Annotated in this window: 10 protein-coding genes; 7 read left to right on the top strand and 3 right to left on the bottom strand. The window is 39.0% G+C overall.

All coding sequences use genetic code 11. The features are described from left to right. Positions 1-368 precede the first annotated feature (368 nt). Both PHT93_RS02795 and PHT93_RS02790 read right to left on the bottom strand, forming a co-directional pair. The gene (locus tag PHT93_RS02795; protein WP_300239186.1) at positions 369-1,034 is read right to left on the bottom strand and encodes a DNA alkylation repair protein; all 666 of its coding nucleotides are present in this window, start codon (positions 1,032-1,034) and stop codon (positions 369-371) included. A gap of 6 nt (positions 1,035-1,040) precedes the next feature. Continuing rightward, positions 1,041-3,095: a dihydrofolate reductase gene (locus PHT93_RS02790; RefSeq protein WP_300239183.1), complete on the bottom strand. Its 2,055-nt coding sequence runs from the start codon at positions 3,093-3,095 to the stop codon at positions 1,041-1,043. A 212-nt stretch (positions 3,096-3,307) separates the two neighbouring features. Between PHT93_RS02790 and PHT93_RS02785 the strand changes: the two genes are divergently transcribed. The 4 genes from PHT93_RS02785 to PHT93_RS02770 all read left to right on the top strand — a co-directional run bounded on the left by PHT93_RS02785 (position 3,308) and on the right by PHT93_RS02770 (position 10,031). Further along, on the top strand, positions 3,308-3,925 hold the full coding sequence (locus PHT93_RS02785) for an RNA polymerase sigma-70 factor (protein WP_300239180.1): 618 nt from the start codon (positions 3,308-3,310) through the stop codon (positions 3,923-3,925). Positions 3,926-3,997: 72 nt separating this feature from the next. Then, entirely contained in the window at positions 3,998-4,993 is a 996-nt protein-coding gene (locus tag PHT93_RS02780; RefSeq protein WP_300239178.1) for a FecR family protein, read from the top strand. Positions 4,994-5,051: 58 nt separating this feature from the next. Beyond that, positions 5,052-8,471 (top strand): SusC/RagA family TonB-linked outer membrane protein, encoded by a 3,420-nt coding sequence (locus PHT93_RS02775; RefSeq protein ID WP_300239176.1) that lies wholly within the window; start codon positions 5,052-5,054, stop codon positions 8,469-8,471. 24 nt (positions 8,472-8,495) lie between these two features. Continuing rightward, the gene (locus tag PHT93_RS02770; protein ID WP_300239174.1) at positions 8,496-10,031 is read left to right on the top strand and encodes a RagB/SusD family nutrient uptake outer membrane protein; all 1,536 of its coding nucleotides are present in this window, start codon (positions 8,496-8,498) and stop codon (positions 10,029-10,031) included. 786 nt (positions 10,032-10,817) lie between these two features. Here PHT93_RS02770 and PHT93_RS02765 read toward each other — a convergent pair. After that, positions 10,818-10,976, bottom strand: a complete 159-nt coding sequence (locus PHT93_RS02765) for a hypothetical protein (RefSeq protein WP_300239172.1) — start codon at positions 10,974-10,976, stop codon at positions 10,818-10,820. Between the two features lie 271 nt (positions 10,977-11,247). Here PHT93_RS02765 and PHT93_RS02760 point away from each other — a divergent pair, with 271 nt between their 5' ends. From PHT93_RS02760 to PHT93_RS02750, 3 genes are all read left to right on the top strand, one after another. Further along, entirely contained in the window at positions 11,248-13,104 is a 1,857-nt protein-coding gene (locus PHT93_RS02760) for a heparinase II/III family protein (RefSeq protein WP_300239170.1), read from the top strand. Positions 13,105-13,115: 11 nt separating this feature from the next. Continuing rightward, positions 13,116-14,315: a glycoside hydrolase family 88 protein gene (locus PHT93_RS02755; protein WP_300239168.1), complete on the top strand. Its 1,200-nt coding sequence runs from the start codon at positions 13,116-13,118 to the stop codon at positions 14,313-14,315. A 508-nt stretch (positions 14,316-14,823) separates the two neighbouring features. Then, positions 14,824-18,024, top strand: a complete 3,201-nt coding sequence (locus PHT93_RS02750) for a SusC/RagA family TonB-linked outer membrane protein (RefSeq protein WP_300239166.1) — start codon at positions 14,824-14,826, stop codon at positions 18,022-18,024. The last annotated feature ends 35 nt before the right edge of the window (positions 18,025-18,059 follow it).

The following is an 18,059-nucleotide window of genomic DNA, read 5'->3' as shown; positions in this document are numbered from 1 at the left end:
AAAAAAACGGGCATGCCGTATCGTGCGTTTTAAGTGTGGTTTTTCGGTGTTTGTTTTTCGGGTACATATATTATCATTTTATTTAATAAAGCGCGTTAAAACAACGCTGTTGAAGCCGACGACAATTTGTCTGAAAATGACAAATTTTGCTGTTATTTTGTTTTTTATTTCGTTTTTTTATATTTGCTGTCCACGATTTGTTTTAACCTCTCGAGGTAATCCCATTAAAAACGACATAATCCAAGTGTAATAACAACCGGGGTTTCGGACTGATCCGAAAAAAATATAAAGGTTATTTTGGAATTTCATCGTGTTAAAATGCAAATTACACACCCCGTTAATGCTGGTAATTTCCAACACCAGGGCTTTTATACATTATTATTAATATACTCAAATTCAAATTTCAGATCGTTGTAAAATTCTTGTTTTTCTTTTGACTCGGCATTTTGGTAATCTTTTATACTGTCTAAAGCCTGTTTTGCTTCAGTTGTTCCGAGACGACCATAGCGTTTCAAGGCTAACAAGGCGGCACGTTGAGGGCGGGATATTCCCTTATCCATAACTCGTTTAGCTTCTGTCAAAAGTTTTTCAGAGGAAAGCGACGTATTTCCCTGCGTGTATAAACGGGCGTATAGAAGAAAACCGGAGACTTGTGTATTCTCCCGTTCATCTTCAATCCAACGTTCTGCTAATGAAAGCGCAAAAGAGAGAAACTGAACTAAATTAGCACAAAACTGTTCGGCGATTTCCTGATAGCGTATTTCTTCAACCCAACGTTCTGCCTCTTCTTCGGTAAATGCCTCATGCGGATATAATAATGTGGCCAGGATCTTATGTTCCCTCACATCCTGCGCCCAAAGCCATTTAGCCAACTCAGCATCGGGAGTATAATCGGCGGCTATCGTTTTTATTTCCGGTATGGCTACTCCGAAATTAAGTTTATATTCGATTCCTTTCTGTCGCATACTAGCAGAGACTACGCCATTCATTGCTTTGCGGAGCCGGAGCCGGATATCTTTGATTATTTCTTCCATTTTTATTTACTCATTATAGGTTGGAAGGAAGGAGTAATCCCGACTATAACGAAGCATTTGTTCTGTATAGCCTTCTGAATAATCAAGCGCGATATCAATCACTTCTCCTTGCTTGTTTTTCACTTCTTTCATGACTGGATTAACAAATCCTTTGTAGGGAGCTAAGTTGAGTTTGGCATAGCGTTCTAATATTTCGGCATGCAATTTCGGATCAACTTGTACGGCATAGTCCTCAACTAATTTCTTGCCCGCAGCAAAGTCGCCTTCGCTTTTCAAACGTTGCACCTCACCAAGCAATTGTCCGAACAGGCTGCGCAGTTTCTGATAATCATTGATAACTACATAGGTTTCTCCATCACGCTGTTTCAATTCCACTACATTCTCCGCCTGCCCCTTTTCGTACACCCACCGGGCGATCAACTGACGGTTACGCATATGTGCCTCTTCGATATTTTTACCTAACTCGATACGGACAAGCTGCGTCATCAAACCATTCATCATGAATTTATAATATTCTGCCTTATAGGCTTCGGCATCAGGAAGAAGACCGAGTTCTACGATTTTGGCATCGGCAATATAATAGAGTCCGAACAAATCGGCTCTGGCTTCTTCCAATGTGGAAGAATAAGCTTTCAGAGCATCGGCAGCCACACCCGACAATGTAATTCCTGATCCATGTCCGAGACATTCGTGCAAATCCGTGTGCAGATTGTCCGTCATAAATCCGTATTTCTTCAATAACCCGCGTTCGGTATCACTCCAGACAAATTCTTCACTGAAGCCATTTCCTTGCGATGCTTTATCATAAGCTTCAGTAATATTCTCAATCGTCACCGATTTTGATCCGTGATCCCTTCTGATCCAGTCCGCATTAGGAAGGTTTATTCCGATCGGAGTGGCGGGATAACAATCGCCACCCAACATGGAAACCGTAATCACTTTGGCGGTCACTCCCTTTACTTCCTTTTTACGGAACCGATCGTCAATCGGAGAATGATCTTCAAACCATTGCGCATTATCGCTGATTAGTTTTGTACGCTTGGTGGCTTCCCTATTAATAAAGTTGACCGTTGATTCCCAACTGGCTTTCATGCCTAACGGATCTCCATACGTTTCCGTAAAACCATTAACAAAGTCCACTTCCGAGTCGGTATCCTTTACCCACAATACAGCATAAGCATCGAATGTCTTCAGATCTCCGGTTTTATAGTAATCAATAAGAGTTTCGATTACAGCTTTTTGTTTTTCGTTTTCAGCGAAAGGAACCGCCTTCTGAAGTTCGGCAACAATCTGTTCTATCGCCTGCGTATAAAGTCCTCCTACTTTCCAGACTTTCTCTTGGATGATTCCGTTTTCCTTCACCAAACGACTATTCAGACCATAAGAGATAGGCGTGCTATCATTTGGATCTTTCATCGCATCATAGAAATCCTCGACCTCCTTTTGCGTCAGGTCACCCGCATAATAATTATTGGCAGATGCTTTGATGATATCCTCGTCGCCACTCTGTACAGTTCGTTTCGTAAGTATTTCAGTAGAAAAAATCACATCAGTCAGTTCCGAAATAAACTGTTCGGTGGTTTGCCTGGTACGAAGCGGAACTAAATCTTCCGGTAATTGCGTCACACAGTCGGCAAAGAAAGCCCGCGAAAATTCAGGAAAGAATTTATCCTCCGCATAATGATGATGGATACCATTCGAAAACCAAACCCGTTTCAGATAGACTTCCAGCGCTTTAAAATCGGCCGACTTACGATCGCCATTAAAATTCGCATAAATCGCTTCCAGCGTACGGCGTACAGCCAGATTGTACCGGCAATTCTGATCAAACAAAATATCACGCCCCATCAAAGCCGCTTCCGACAGATGATATAGCAATTGTTTTTGATTTAAAGACAGCGCCTCAAAGCCCGGCACCTGATAGCGCAATATTTCCAAATCGGCAAACCGATCAACTGTATAACTAAACTCATTCTCCTTTGTTTCCGCCTTCTTATTCCCTTCCGAACAGGAAGAAAAAGCCATACCTACTCCTAACATAAATACCATTGTTTTTTTCATTTTCTCTGACAACTTAATATAAAGGATACACGCAAAGGTAACGAATTCAGAAATCCCTTGTAAAGAACTTGCCTCAAAAGTAAAAACTAAAGAGCTGTATTGTCAGAAATATGTTTAGGTTGTATTGATGTTCCTTTATAATAATACGCGGATCATGTATTTTGCTTTTAATTCTTTTTATTATGTTTGTAATGACACAATATTAATATCGTATGACAAATTTCTCGGACGAGACCTTTTTGTTCAAAGAAATAAAAAACGGAAATCAAGACGCTTTCAAATTCTTATTTGAGTCTTATTATCCGCGCTTGAAAGGATATGCTTCACGCTTTGTCTATGAGGAAGAAGCAGTCAACGATATTGTGCAGGAGAGCTTCCTTCGTTTTTGGGAGAAAAGAAGCTTGTTGCATGATGCTTCTCTTTCGTCTTTGCTTTTTGCTATGGTGAGAAATGCCTGCCTGAATTATTTAAAACATCTTCATATTGTTGATCAATACAATATCGAATACCTCGCATCAATAGAAGGAAAAGAAGAGCTTTACCATACCGACCTCAGCCTGAATCCCGAACAGGCCATTTTATATCATGAATTGCAAGATCAGATCAAGCAGGTGATAGATCGTCTTCCTTCCACCTGCAAAGAAGTTTTCCTGTTGAGCCGTTTCAAAAACCTAAAGAACAGAGAAATCGCAGAAAAGCTTAATATTTCTACAACTGCTGTGGAAAAACATATAACCCGGGCCTTGTCTTATTTTTCAAAACACTTTAAAGATAAATATCCTCTTGATATTTACATCATTATCCTTGCCTGGCTGCTGAACGATAAATAATTCTAAAAAAAACAGGAACTAAGGGTTGGGTAAAAGAGAACTCAGTTGTTATATCATTTAGAAAGCAAGAACATGGAAAAGCTGAATGAAAAATATCACCAGTTAGCGTTAGCCTATTTTAACGGTACGATCTCTTTGCAAGAAGAGGGAATGCTATTCGATTTTATTTCATCAGATGATGCCCATTTAACGCTGTTCCGTCAATGGGAAAAGGAATGGATAGCTTCTTCGGATAAAAATCTGTCCGTTCAAAAAGACTGGAAACAGCTTCAGCAACGGATGGTAATCCGGGATTCGTTCTTAGCTGATAAAAAGAAATCCGTATTTACACTCCGAAAAATAATTGCAGCGGTAGCGGCAGTTTTACTTATCGCTGTCAGTTCAATCGGTTCATTCCTGTTGTATCAATCCAATCAGAAGCAACCCTATTATACGTTGATGACTGCTCCAGGAGAGAAAAGCCGGATAGTATTGACCGACGGCAGTACAGTTTGGTTGAATGCGGGATCCACATTGCGCTATTCTGCCGGATTCGGGAATAACAACCGGGAGGTAGAGTTGGAAGGTGAGGCCTATTTTGAAGTCAACAAATTACAAGATCAGAGTCCGTTTCTTGTCAAAACATCTCATTATGATGTATTAGTCAAAGGAACTAAATTCAATATCAATTCCTACGAAGAAGACCCAACATCATCTGTAACTCTTATTGAGGGAAGTATTGATGTTATCGCTCAAAATAAAACCGTCAATCTTAGACCTGGAGAATTATTGAGTTTGAATAAAGCAAGCGGACAGTTTTTACGTCATGCAGTTCAGGCATATCAATATAAATCCTGGATAGACGGACGGATCGAGTATGATGAAATCACATTAAGTGAACTTGCTATAAGGCTATCACGAAAATACGATGTAAATATTTATTTAGATGAAGCACTTGAGAAAGACGAAAAATTCAAAGTCTCCCTTCGAAACGAAGAAACCATTGGACAGTTTTTGCAAGCTCTTTCTCAAGTCATAGAAATCCGGTTTGAAAGAAACGACCGGGACATATATATAATGAAACAATAGCGCTTTTTGTTAACTATATTTCTTTCGATCTATTACTAATTTATTAATCATTATTCTTATGATGTATAAAAAAATCATGGGTAGAGCATTGATACTGACCATTCTGTTTTCCGGGTCATTTGTTATTAATGCTCAGAAAATAACCCACCAATTCAGACAAGCTTCTTTAAAAGAGGTATTGGAAGAAGTTGAGCGTCAACTCCAATATTCCATAATTTACAAAAAGAATGAAGTGAATGAGAATAAGAAAATCACTCATGAATTTAAAGACTCAAGCATTGACGAAGTCTTATCAAGTATTCTGGATAGCGATTTAAGCTATTCAATAGAGGGTAAAATGATTGTAATCTCGCAAAGATTAAATGAAGTAAACCAACAGACAAAACGCATTAGCGGGGTGGTACTTGATCCACAAAATGAATCTGTAATTGGCGCAAGTATTATGATTAAGGGAACTAATCATGGAACAATTACGGATATAAATGGAAATTTCATGTTGGATGTTCCCGAAAATGGTATTATACAGATTTCATATATAGGTTATGAATCACAAGAAATTCCGGTAAAAGGAAAAACAAGTTTCAACATAACATTGACAGAATCCTCCAAAAACCTGGATGAAGTTGTTGTCATAGGTTATGGTTCTCGTACGAAAAAAGACCTGACAGGAGCTGTTGCACAAATAAGTTCGGACGAAATATCAAATAACAAGACCATGTCTCCTGAATTTGCTATGCAGGGAAAAATGGCAGGTGTATTTGTAAGCAATCCGGGAAGTAGCCCGACAGCCAGACCTGAAATCCGTATCCGTGGGGTAAGTACCTTAGGATACAATGATCCGCTGTACGTAATTGATGGAATTCCTTTGACCGAAGGAGGGGCAAGTTCAAGCGATGCTCGTTTACAAACATTACGCGGAGGTATTAATATTTTCAACCTGATCAATCCGAATGATATCGAATCTATCTCAGTCTTAAAAGATGCTTCGGCAACAGCTATTTATGGGGTAAGGGCTTCGAATGGTGTTATTCTTATCACAACGAAAAGAGGGTCTGAAGGACGTACTAATGTTGATTTCTCCATGAGTTATGGGATACAGAATATATTCAAAAGATACGATACGGTTTCCATGCAGGAATATATTAATATGAGCTTGGAAGCGATCGATGCAAATCCGGCCTATGTAAAAGACCAGTATTATCCGTTCTTCGATAAGAATTCTTCTCAGTATTTAGGTAATAGTCCGGATTATAGGGATGACTGGATGGATGCCATGCTACAGGAAAACGCAGCCATACAGGATTATAACATCAGTGTATCCGGAGGAAATAGGGCAACAAATTATGCTTTAGGCGCCGGATATGCTAAACAAGATGAGGCCATCTATAAAAGTTCTTTCGACCGTTTTTCATTCTTCCTGAATTCTGATCATAAATTAGGAAACTGGTTAAAACTGGGAGAATCATTCCGTTTCGCTTATTCCCGCACAGATTCAGAAACGCAACCTTCGTTTACAGGTGTTTCGTTTATGATGCCATGGCAACCATTATATGATTCGAACCAAACCAATGGACTGGCAAGTACAGCTCGTACTGTTGATGGGAAATTACTCCCTTATGGTTATGGTCAGGCAACGATCAATAACTTTTTAGGACAGGCAGAACATCAGGTAGCAAAAACGGATCTGCTACGTAATATCGGTACTTTTTATGCGGAATTAACTCCGTTCAAAGGCTTCCGTGTTAAGGGGACTTTCAGCTTTGACTATTATACGCAGAAAGCCGATGGATACGTCGAACCAGAAAGAGGTTTGTATGAAATTGGAAAAGGGGTTTTATATACAGGAGAAGGGAACAGATACAATTTAAGAGAAACCGAGAACGTAAACTTTGTAAAGGAACTTTTGATAGGTTACAATAATACATTTGGGGAACATACCGTTGACCTTGTTCTTAACGCTATGGATCAGGATATTAAATGGCGTGTAAAAAGTATTTCAGTGGAAAAGAATTCTCCTATACCTAATTGGGAACAGCATTATATAAATGAAGGGTGGGATGCAGCAAATAAAAATGCATTCTATGAAAGGTACTATTCCGGTTTGATTGGTTATATGGGACGTTTAAGCTACAATTTTGCCAGTAAATATTATTTTGATGTGACAGTCAGAAGAGATGGTACATCCAAATTCGGTCCCGGTTATAAATGGGGTACATTTCCTGCTTTTGCCGGAGCATGGCGTATTTCTTCGGAAAAATTCATGGAAGAGATTAACTGGCTTGACGATTTAAAACTTCGTGGAGGCTGGGGTAAGTCAGGAAATCAGGAGACCCGTGATTATGCTTATCTTTCGTTGCTGAACGTTAACCCGAAAGCGGCTTTTGGAGACAATGGAGATGGTAGCGGAACAATATATCAAGCGGCAGCATTAGGAGACTTCCCTATTAAGGATATGAGTTGGGAGACTGTTACGACTTTATCTTTGGGGTTTGACCTGACAGCATTAAACAATAGATTCAGTTTCACCGGAGAATATTATAATCGTAAAACCGATGGGATCTTACAACAAATCAGTCTTCCATTGGTAGTCGGAGCTTTAAGTAAGCCGGTGATTAATCTTGCGGAGGTTTCGAACAAGGGTATTGAATTGCAAACATCGTTCAATGATAAGATTGGGGACATAGGTTTTAATGTATCTGCCAACCTGACAACAGTGAAAAACCGTGTAAGTAACCTTTACCGAGGTAATCCCTCGACAACAGGAAATTTGAGAATTGAAGATGGCTATTCTATGAATTATATCTATGGATTAAAGACAGATGGGATCTTCCAGACAGAACAAGAAGTCGCTGATTGGGTCGCAAAAAACAATGATATAGGGTATAGCTCACAGAAAGCTCCGGGCGATGTACGTTACGTTGACTTATATGGCGCTCCAACAGATAGTAATCCGGATGGCGCATTGAAAAACTATTCCCCAGACGGAAAGATCGATGATTATGATAAGACTTATTTGGGAAAAACAATACCAGGATATTACTATGGTATTAACTTAGGTGCTGATTATAAAAATTGGGATATTACACTTGGTTTCCGGGGCGTGGGCGATGTTCAGAAGGTTAATTCTTTAGGACTTCTTAGTATTGCTGGCGGTGGACAGAACTTCCTGACCGACTATCGCGACCGTTGGACAACCGAAAATCATTCCAACAAGATTCCGCGTGCTATACAAAGTGATCCATCGGGAAACAATCGCGTCTCAGATCGTTTCGTACAAGATGCCAGTTTCTTCCGTTTTCAGAACTTCCAGATCGGATATAATTTCAAATCCTCTGTTTTATCCAATCTCGGAATACGGAAATTACGTTGTTATTTCTCCGGAACAAATCTGTTCGTTATATCATCATACAACGATCTGGATCCGGAAAATATAACAACACCAACCACCTTTACATTCGGTGCTAATCTTAGTTTTTGATTATAACCTATAAATTGAAGTATTATGAATAAAATAGTAATATCCGTTTTAATGGCACTTTTTTTAGTAATAAGTGCCTGTGATACCGATACGATAAATCTGGATCCAATCGGAGATACGGAGGCCAGTTTTTTCCAGAATGAAGATCAGATGCAACAAGCTATATTCGGTGTCTATCAGAAAGTCTCTTTTTTCTATGGTTTCCGAGGTGGACAAAACAACCATTTGTTACCAATTACGCTATTACCGTCAGATGACCTGACCAGTCCGGCCGCTTACGCATTCGAAAATTTCACAGGTCTAAGCGGATCATCAAGTCAGCTTACCTTGTATTATCAATTTGCATATCAGTTGATCGCAAGGGCAAATACTGTGCTTGAAAAAATAGAAGAAAACGGAGAGAAAATCTACCAATCGAAACCGGAGTTATTAAACTACAACAAAGGAGAAGCTTTGTTTCTTCGTTCATTGGCTTATTTTAATCTCTGGAACGTGTTTGGAACGGCACCGTTAATTACGGAAAGAATTACAGACATTAATGATGCTTATCCACCGAACACCACCGGAACACAGCTTCTCGATCAGGCCATTATCGACTTAAAATTGGCGTCCGAACTGCTTCCGGAAAGCTGGAGCGCAGAATACAAAGGCCGGCTTGTTAAAAATTCGGCATTCGGACTTAGAGGAAAATGTCTTGTCTTCAGGGGAACAGTAAACAAAACTACGACAGATTTCACAGAAGCAATTGCTGATTTTAATTCAATAAAAGGGGTTAGTCTGACTTCAGTGTATGGAGAAAACTTTTCTATCGAACATGAGAATAATGAAGAATCACTTTTTGAATATCAGGCAAATGACTCACCAGCTAACGTAAATCCATTTGTGGGTGGTGCAGGAGGAAACGATGCCTTCGCCGTTATCGGAGAAATCGGACATTATCTGGGTATGTTCAGTCAATTACCTACCTGGATCGGTAATTCTTACTTTTCCGCGACAGAGTCAATTCAAAAAGCGTATGACGAAGGCGACCCGAGAAAAGATTACAATATTAATCCGGACGCGACAAACCTGATCAATGTCATGAAATATCTTAGGAACAATCGTTATGCAAATGGAGGATCATCTAATGGTGTTTCTGTAAATAATCCTCGTATATTAAGATATGCTGATGTATTACTCCTGAAAGCAGAGGCTATTGTCAGAAGTAACGGAAGCTTAAGTGAAGCTATCGGCTTAGTTAATCAAATAAGAGAAAGAGCGCGCAATTCCGTAGAAGGCGCACCCTCTGCAATTCCGGTTGATCGTAACACGTCCGAATCAAATGCACAGACTGTTCTGGAATGGATATTTCAGGAAAGACGCCTTGAGTTAGCCTTTGAAGAAGGCCATCGCTGGTGGGATTTAAGAAGAAGACATATCGCAGGAGAAATTGATTTAAAGAAATTAGATTTCAGTTCTTTACTGATTGACTGCAAGTTTTCGGACTATAACGTCAACTTCCCTCTACCTTCGGATGAAGTTGTTGAAAACCCCAATATGGATCAAAACACAGGTTATTAAAAGCTGTATTAAATAAAAAGAGCTTTGCCCATGTAGCTTATTTACATGGACAAAAGAGATTTTCTAAAAGAGCATAGGGCTTTGAAAAAAGAGTAGAGTCTTTTTCCTAAGTCCCTATGCTCTTTTAAAAAAGTGAAATAAAAAGAACAAAATAATAGCAAAATTTGTCATTTTCAGACAAATTGCCGTCGGCTTCAACAGCGTTGTTTTAACGCGCTTTATTAAATAAAATGACAATATATGTCCCCGAAAAACAAACACCGAAAAACCGCACTTAAAACGCGCGATACGGCATGCCCGTTTTTTTGAATTATCAAAATTGAACAAAAAAAGGCAATGAATAAAATCTCCCTATTCTTTTTGGAAAAAGATTCTATTCTTTTTTTGAATATAAAGGATATTTTTCAGAAAATAACCTTTATGTTTTCGGTAAAAAACGGGCTATTTTAGTCTAAATACAATATTTATTGGTCTAAAACAATACTATAAATCAAAAAACAAGGATGGGCATTTTTTTATGCGTAAGTAAAAGGATGAAAAAAGTATCTATTTGTCAAAATAAAACACAAAAAATCAAAACTATTCGATTGGTTTTAATGTATTGTAAATCAACAACATGAACGGGGTTGATTTTGTTGGAAGCCTCTGCTCAGCGTAGTCTCTAAACCAACGTCATCAACTCAAGCTATGCAGTTTGGTTTTAAGGCTGAAAGCCTGTTATATTATAGTCCAACTGTTAGGGTAGGTTTATACTGTCCTTTCAGGCCGCAAAGGAAGGGTGTCCTATTACCCAACACGTTGTGTTGGGCTGATATATACTCGGCTTTCAGCCGGAATTATTCGATGAATAGTAAGACTAAAGTGGAGTAAGAAGTTTGAGTTGATGACATTGGTCTCTAAAATGCCAGTTTGCAGTATAGACGTATCACGATGGATGATTACCATAACAACCGGATATTTTGCCTGATCCCCAAAAGTCACATTTGCGTATCCTTTTTTTTAAAAATAGTACTTCTGAAAATTTTGAAGCTCTTCAACTTTCGTTTCTAAACGCCTTTAATTTTTTTTGGAAAGGTGTATTCCCGACTTTTCACAGTGGACTCAACTATTATTAATCAAAACGGTTTATATTTACGAGATAAAGCAATCATGAGACAGATGATATAAAAAGAATCCACCATAAAATTCAACTAAAACAGATTAATACCTTTAAATCATGAAAACACGTATTACTTTATTCTTACTATTATTTATTTCCTGTCAAAGTCTGTTTGCTCAGGAAGTGTTTGTTACGGAAGAAGCAAAACTTTCTTCCCATCCGCGACTCCTTTTGCCGAAAGGTGGAGAGAAAGCACTGAAAAAACAAATACAAAAAGATGTGGTATGGAAAGATGTTCATGCGGCTATTATGGACGAATCGAATACAATCTTAACCACACCGCCAAATGAACGCAAACAGATCGGACGTCGCTTGCTTGGTGTTTCCCGTGAAAATCTGAGACGAATCTTTTTTCTGAGTTACGCGTATCGGATGAGCGGCGATAAGAAATATGTCAAACGGGCTGAGGAAGAAATGCTGAAAGCAGCCAACTTTAGTGATTGGAATCCTTCTCATTTCTTGGATGTGGGTGAAATGACGATGGCTTTGGCGATTGGTTATGATTGGCTGTACGGTCAATTGTCGCCGCAATCCAAACAGATTATTGAAACAGCTATTATAGAGAAAGGTTTAAATCCGTCTTTTGACAAACGGTATAACTGGTTTGTCGATGCGAATCATAACTGGAATCAGGTTTGTCACGGGGGGATGACTTATGGTGCAATTGCTGTATGGGAAAAGAATCCGTCCTTAGCAGCAAAAGTGGTCAACAGAGCTATTGAGAAGATTACCATTCCTATGAAACATTACGGACCCGACGGAGTTTATCCTGAAGGTATGGGGTATTGGGAGTATGGAACATCCTTTAATGTCATGTTTTTAAGTGCCATTGAAGGGGTGTTTAAGTCTGATTTTGGATTATCTGAAATACCCGGTTTTCTTGAAACGGGCGATTATTTGTTGCATATGGTAACTCCGGGATTAAAAAACTTCTGTTATTCGGATAATGGATCAAAAGCGTTCTTTACGCCCACTATTTTCTGGTTTTATAACAAAACAAAAAATCCGTCTATCATTTATAATCAATCGCGGTTAATTAAACAATCCGGGGTATCGTCTGTCAAAGGAACGCGCCTTGCGCCGGCAATGTTACTTTGGGGAGCTTCGGCTTCTTTAGATAATCCGGTCAAACCGACTGAATTATTCTGGATGGGACAAGGAGATAGCCCTGTAGGGGTTATGCGCTCAGATTGGGATAAAGAGGATGCTACTTTTCTTGGCGTAAAGTTAGGCTCTCCCAGCATTAATCACGGTCATATGGATATTGGTAGTTTCATCTTTGAAGCAGATGGTGTGAACTGGGCTATCGATATGGGAGGTGAAGAGTATAATCGTCTGGAAACGCGTGGTGTGGAACTTTGGGGACGAGAGCAGGATGCGCAACGATGGGATGTGTTCAGATACAATAATCTGGCGCATAGTACGCTCGCCTTTAATGACAAATACCAGCTGGTTAAGGGTAATGCAATCATTGATAAGCACGGAAAAGAGGAGAATAACATGTATGTTATTTCCGATCTTACGCCTGTATATGCAAATGAGGTACAAAAGATTGTTCGTGCTGTTTCTTTAATTGATAAAAAATATGCCGTTATTGAAGACAATATTGTCAACCGCAAACGATTTACTAAACTATCCTGGAGGCTGGTCACTCCAGCAACTGCTAAAGTGATTTCAAATCAGGTGGTAGAATTAAATAAAGATGGAAAGACACTCTATCTGAAGGTGGAAGGCGTAAATAGTCCCGTATGGGATATTAAACCGGCTAAATCAACATATAGTTATGATTCTGAAAATCAGGGGATATCGATTATTACGTTGAATTCAGACTTAAAGCCTTCGGAAGAACGAAAAATCACGGTTTATTTACTACCGGGCGAGAATAAAAACATATCCTATAAATCTAAATTTTAATACGATAAGACATGAAAAAAGTATGGTTACTGCTTCCTTTATTTCTATTCGGTTCTTGTGCCGGGAATAAATCGGGAGATATTGTAAAAGAAAACTTTGATTTTGCCGGGAAACAATTGAAATTTGCTTTCACGGAAGTTGAACGAGTGAGAGCAGAACTTGGCAAAACGCCGGAAGAACTACCTTCTCCCCGCAATATTCAGGCAGACGATTCCTTGCGTCTTGTTCGTGCCAAAGATTGGTGCAGCGGGTTCTTTCCCGGCGAACTTTGGTATATGTATGAATACACCAAAGATGACTATTGGAAAGAAAAAGCAATCGAATATACCAACTTACTGGAACCGCTTAAATCGTATAAAGGAACACACGATCTTGGTTTTATGATGTATTGTAGTTTTGGAAATGGATACCGTCTGAATCCTACTGAGCATTATAGAGAGGTATTGATCGAAGGTGCTAATTCATTAATTTCTCGGTTTAACCCGACAGTAGGATGTATTCGTTCGTGGGATCATAACGGAGACAAATGGCAATTCCCGGTTATTATCGATAATATGATGAATCTGGAATTTCTGTTCTGGGCGTCAAAAATTTCAGGAGATCCTGTTTACCGCAATATTGCTATAAAGCATGCAGATACCACTTTGAAGAATCATTTCAGGAACGATAATAGCTCGTATCATGTGATCGATTACGATACAATCACGGGCGATGTACGCAATAAACATACGCATCAGGGATACGCACATGAGAGTGCTTGGGCGAGAGGACAAGCCTGGGGGCTTTACGGATACGTCATGTGTTACCGTGAAACAAAAGATAAACGGTATCTTGATCAGGCGGAAAAGATTGCTGCATTTATATTTAATCATCCGAATCTTCCCGAAGATCTGATTCCTTATTGGGATTTCAATGCGCCGGAAATACCGAACGAACCGCGTGATGTTTCGGCATCAACCATTACGGCATCCGCTTTATATGAATTATCCGGTTACGTAAATAACGGTCAAGAATATAAAGAAAAAGCCGACATCATTCTGAAGAACCTGACTAAATCATATCGTGTTCCTCTTCATGGGCAACATGGTTTTTTATTAAATTCGAGCACGGGGCACAAACCGCACGGTTCTGAAATCAACGTACCTATTGTTTATGCAGACTATTATTATATTGAAGCATTAATGCGTAAAAACAAAATAGACAAAAAATAATTCTATACATAAATTTTCACAATCAGTTATCGTTCCCGATATTTATTGAGCATATAATAAATATCGGGAACGATATTATTAATTATAGTTAAAATAAATATCCGAACATTAAATAATACGTTTTTTATATATAAAATACTCTATGTTATTTTTTTATTATTAAGAATCTTTTATTTTTGTTCTGGGAGGCCGATATAACAATACTTAATTTAATACTATTAAAAGTTCTTTTCTCTGGTAATTGAACAATGAACAAATGATAAAAACAGCCATTCAGGTTAAAATAATCAAAACAAAATAGTTAAAGGTTAAATATTGTTTTTTGCTTTATTTAAAACTAATTTAAGTTACATTTGTAACAAATTAAAACTATTAACAACCATAAAGACATACAAAACTCTGTATTTACATCAATTTGTCTTTTTAGGGGTGCTGCTTTAAATAATTAAATAATAATTAAACCAATGTTACTATGGCTGCATTGAATCAAACAAAAAAAAGTATCTTCATGAAGACGACATGCGTCCTCTTTGCTGTGATGATAATATCTTCTGCAGGGAGCATGGATGCATCAGCGAGTCCTGAACATTCAGACCGAATGTACGAACAACAGCAATCTTCCAAAACTGTAACTGGAAGGGTTACTGATCCAAAGGGCGAACCATTAATTGGCGTTAGTGTTAGCGCCACAATCAACGGCGCGATAACAGGTACGATTACTGACGGGGAGGGAAAATACAGCATAACCTTAAAGGGAAATCCAAAATTGAGCTTTACCTATATCGGTTATAAAACGGTAACTTTAACTCCTGCGGGAACCACTCTTGATGTCAAAATGGAAGAGACCTCAGAATTAATAGACGAGGTGGTAGTAACAGCTATGGGTATAAAAAAAGAACGAAAAGCATTGGGTTATTCAGTGCAGGATATCAATGCTGATGAACTGATGAAAAATAAAAATTCAAACCTGCTGAACTCGTTAAACGGGAAGATAGCTGGCCTTAATGTTACACAGTCCAGTGGTGCTGCCGGAGCTGGTGCAAGTATTATTATACGTGGAGGTACCTCTTTGGAAAGAGACAATCAACCTCTTTTTGTTGTGGATGGAATGATTTACGACAACGGTACTGATGTCGGAGGAAACAGCGGTTTTGATGGGGCCAACCGTGTCAATTCGACAAACAGCAACCGTGTTATGGATATTAACCCGGAAGATATTGCCAATGTTTCTGTATTGAAAGGGCCTGCAGCTTCTGCATTGTACGGTTCTCGCGCAGCAGCCGGAGTTATAGTTATCACAACAAAGAAAGGAGAAGAGGGGGTTACCAAAGTAAACATCAGCAGCAAGTTAAGCACTTCGTGGGTAAACAGCTACCCGGAACAACAGATGAAGTATAAAAGAGGTTTTTACAGTCAGGCGGGTACTTTTGATGATTATACAACGCAGTCTTGGGGTAAGGCAATTGAATCCGGAGATCAGGTATATAACAACATTGAGGATTTCTACGATAATGGCAGTACCTGGGATAACAACGTTAGCGTTTCTGGAGGTTCTAAAAACAGCAGCTTCTTTTTATCTACTTCTCGCTATGATCAGACGGGTATTATTCCGGGAACGGGCTACGATAAAACTACTTTTCGTTTCAATGGGGAACATAAATTTAACAAACTGACTGTAGGTGCAAAGACAGCGTATTCTGTTGCTAATACAGATAAGGCGATAACAAGTGCTGGATTAACAGGTTCAGGTGGAACCGGAGCCATGTTATCCGTAAACCGTTGGGCTATTGATGACGACATGAAGCATTGGTTGAATGAAGATGGCAGTAAATACCGTATGTTCGAAGGGAAGCAACAATTGGCCGACGATGTGGACAACCCCTATTGGATAATTGACCGGAATCCTATTACGGACAAGACAACACGTTTTACGGGTACAATTAATGCTAAATATGATGTAACCGATTGGTTTAACGTAGCCTATACCTTAGGAACGGACAGATATACAACCAATACAAGAAGGCTTATCGGAGCTGGTGGTGGCGTGCAACTTTCTTATCAGCGAGGCATGTTGTCTGAAAATGATTATACCTACGAATATTTGTCTTCAAACTTTATGATGAATTTTTCGAAGAAAATAACGGACTTCGACTTTAACCTTTTAGTGGGACACTCGGTAGAAGATACTAAATCAGTAGTTAATCGTCGCTTAGCCTGGAACTTTGTTATTGACGAGTTTTACAATCTTAACAATACTTCAAATGATGACAGACGTATAGCGCAATCCAATAGCCGGAACAGGCTTGTTGGTGTTTATGGAGAGTTCAGAGTCGGTTATAAAAACTGGGCATACGCAACCGTTACTGGAAGAAATGACTGGACTTCTACTTTGCCGGTGGACAACAGATCTTATTTTTATCCGTCTGTAAGCGGTAGTATTTTGTTTTCCGAACTCTTACCTAAAAATGACATTATTTATTTCGGAAAACTTCGTGCATCCTGGGCTGAAGTTGGTAAAGATGCCAGTCCTTATGTAACAAACACCTATGTGGATCCTCCTTATCCTACAATCGGAGGGAATGGTATTCAGGATTCCTGGTCTCACGGAAATAATATTTTAATACCCGAAAAAACCAAATCTACTGAAATAGGTCTTGAGATGAGCTTTCTTGACGGACGTCTTGGTTTTGATCTTGCTTATTACAACAACAAAAGTATTAATCAACTTGTCAGCCCGCGAACGTCACAGGCTACCGGTTATATATTCATGATGACTAATGCCGGGGATATTACGAATAAAGGGATTGAACTGTCTATCAAAGCAGAGCCGGTAAAAACAAAGAATTTCAGTTGGAACACAATGCTTAATTTAGGAAAAAACAAAGGCAAGGTCAACAACTTATTACAAGGTTTGGAAGTGTTGTATGTAACAGATGTACAGGTAGGAAATGCAAAGGCTGCTTCCTTCAATGGCGGAAACTTCATGGCTATTGCAGGCTCTAAGTACAGCCGAGATGATAATGGAAATGTGATATTAGACTGGGATACGGGTATGCCGACCTACGATGGCAAGGCTACTTACGAAATAGGTAATCGCGAACCTAAGTTGACCGGTGGATTAACAAACACACTCAGGTATAGAGATTTTGAATTTTCGTTCTTATTGGATTTCCGTCTCGGAGGTGATATTTATAACGGAACAGATTATTATATGACGAGCATTGGCAGAAGTCTCAGATCAATAGATCGTGAGTCTATAACACTCTCAGGGGCTGCCAAGAACCCAACGACGGGAGATTTAGAATCAAAGACATATACTTTCGAAGCAAATAAGTTTTATCTGAAAGGGGTAGAAGTTCCTTCAGGTACGGCAAAGGCAGAGAGTGGAAATTATATAATTCAGAATTATTATAGCGACTACTATAACAGAGAATCTGCTAATTATATGACAGATACGAACTGGTTACGTCTGCGTTCAATCTCTTTGGCTTATTATATGCCAAGCAAGCTTATTAATAAATTAAAGTTCGTCAAGGCCATGTCGGTAAATGTTACGGGAACCAACTTGTTATTATTCACGAACTACAAGGGGATGGATCCTGAGACAAGTGCAGCAGGAGGAGCTATAGGTTCCGGTTCTACAGGTATAGATTATAATGGAGTACCGGCAACCGCCGGAATGTCTTTTGGTCTTAATGTAACATTCTAATCATATCTTGAAAATCTTTATAAACGATTTAAATT

This window comes from Massilibacteroides sp. (assembly GCF_028705895.1).
GTDB lineage: Bacteria > Bacteroidota > Bacteroidia > Bacteroidales > Tannerellaceae > Massilibacteroides.
This window is presented reverse-complemented; position numbering and strand designations above follow the sequence as displayed.